This is a genomic window from Corynebacterium sp. c3Ub_189 (genome assembly GCF_039907195.1).
GTDB lineage: Bacteria > Actinomycetota > Actinomycetes > Mycobacteriales > Mycobacteriaceae > Corynebacterium.
Genome location: NZ_JASBOF010000046.1, coordinates 1 through 1,433, shown reverse-complemented (window position 1 = coordinate 1,433; position 1,433 = coordinate 1). Strand labels below are relative to the sequence as shown.

Genomic DNA, 1,433 nt, shown 5'->3' with positions numbered 1-1,433 from the left:
CCCCCGAAAGTTGGACTGGTTTAATTCTAGGCGGTTAGGGCTTCAAGGGTCTGATTTCGATATTGCATCGGGGTTAGACCCTTGAGTCGTTGTTGGATGCGTTCGGTGTTGTACCACCGGATGTACTCGTCGATTGCCTGGTTGAACTCTGCGACGGTGTCGAAGGCTTCTCCGTGGTACATCTCGGTTTTCAGGTGGCCGAAGAAGTTCTCCATGACCGCGTTGTCGTAGCAGTTGCCTTTGCGTGACATCGATTGGACTCCCTGGTGCTGGCTAATCAGGGTGCGCCATGATGAGTGCTTGTATTGGAATCCTTGATCGGTGTGGATCATCCAGCCCGGCTCTGGAGCACACGCTTTGATCGCCTGCGCCAACGAAGCCGAGGTAAACGCCGTAGACGGCGATGTGGCCACTGTGTGGGCGACGATTGAGCGGTCGAACAGGTCCATCACCGGTGAGAGATACACCTTGCGGCCAGCGACTTTGAACTCGGTGACGTCGCTGACGAAGACAGTGTTGAGCCTATCGGGGGTGAAGTTGCGCTCGAGTGCGTTCTCAGCGATGTAGCTGATTGTGCCAGTGTAGGAGATGTAGGGCCTGCGCTGGCGGATCTTGGCTTTCAAGCCCATGGCGCGCATGAGCTTGTAGACAAGTTTGTGGTTGACCACCCAGCCCTGGTTACGCAGGTCGAGCAGTACCCGCCGGTAGCCGTAGCGGTGTTTGTTGCGCTGAAAACTGTCCCGGATCGCTTGTTTGAGCTCGGCATGTTTATCCGGTGCGGTGAGTCGTTTTTGGTGGTAGAAGAATGTCGAGCGTGCCATGCCGGCCGCATCCAGGAGGTAGTCCAAGCGGTGGTGTGACTTGAGGATGACGATTGCCTGGGCTTTCAGGCGTGTCCCTGGTTCCTCAAGTCTCGCAATTTTTTTAAGTAGGCGTTTTCCGCTTCCAGCCGCTCAACCTGGCGGCGAAGCTTTTCCTCTTCCGTGAGGCGTTTCGGCGCAGCCGATCCTTTGGGCCTGCCCTTCGGCTTCGGGCGCAGAGCCTCGTCGCCGCCTCTGCGCCACTTAGCCACCCAGTCCTTGACGAGGCGGTCGGATGAAAGATTGAACTCTCGGGCAAGATCCATCATCGACTCACCCGCAAGATGACGTTCTACAACTTCCTTCTTCGCCTCGAAGGAGTAGTGCTGCTTGTTTGGTTTCTCCACGAGACATAGTCTGCCACGCAGTTGGAAACGGCGATAAAGTCTACGCGTTGCGTCTCTCGAGACACCGACAACACGAGCAGCGGCTCGGCAACCCATTCCCTGCTCGAAAAGCTCCACTAACTGCTCACGCTGAACTTCACTCAGCGAACTACGTGCTCTCAAAGAAAATGCTCCCCACTAGTTGTTGGCAACTGATTTCTCAGTCCAACTAATGGGGAGCAGTTCA

1 pseudogene is annotated in these 1,433 nt (G+C 55.9%); it reads right to left on the bottom strand.

Annotation, left to right across the window (positions count from 1 at the left end):
• Positions 1–26: 26 nt before the first annotated feature.
• Positions 27–1,233, bottom strand: a pseudogene (locus QKD99_RS11430) (IS3 family transposase); the annotation flags it as partial.
• Between the last annotated feature and the right edge of the window lie 200 nt (positions 1,234–1,433).